The sequence below is a fragment of the Mesorhizobium sp. M1A.T.Ca.IN.004.03.1.1 genome (assembly GCF_003997555.1).
Lineage (GTDB): Bacteria > Pseudomonadota > Alphaproteobacteria > Rhizobiales > Rhizobiaceae > Mesorhizobium.
This window is the reverse complement of the sequence record NZ_RZTV01001005.1, coordinates 1-240: the sequence shown is the minus strand read 5'-3', so window position 1 is coordinate 240 and position 240 is coordinate 1. Positions and strand designations below refer to the sequence as shown.

Genomic DNA, 240 nt, shown 5'->3' with positions numbered 1-240 from the left:
GCGCGAATACCAGATGATGGAGTCGCGTTCCCAGATCGTCGGGTCGACGGTCTTGCGGTCGCGCTTCACCGCGTTGAACTCCGGCTTGTAGTCCCAGCTCGGCGTATGCTGGTCCCTCAGGATTCGGAAAGCGGCGCGACGCTTTACCAGGACGGCGTCTGCGACCGGCGCGTCAGCCCGGCTTCCACCTTCAAGGTGCCTCTGGCGCTGATCGGCTACGATTCCGCAATCCTGAGCGAC

Annotated in this window: 2 pseudogenes; one reads left to right on the top strand and one right to left on the bottom strand. The window is 63.8% G+C overall.

Features of this window, described 5'->3' with window-relative positions:
- Nucleotides 1-123, bottom strand: a pseudogene (locus EOD29_RS37750) (class D beta-lactamase); the annotation flags it as partial.
- Here EOD29_RS37750 and EOD29_RS37745 point away from each other — a divergent pair.
- Nucleotides 118-240, top strand: a pseudogene (locus tag EOD29_RS37745) (penicillin-binding transpeptidase domain-containing protein); the annotation flags it as partial. The pseudogenes EOD29_RS37750 and EOD29_RS37745 overlap by 6 nt on opposite strands.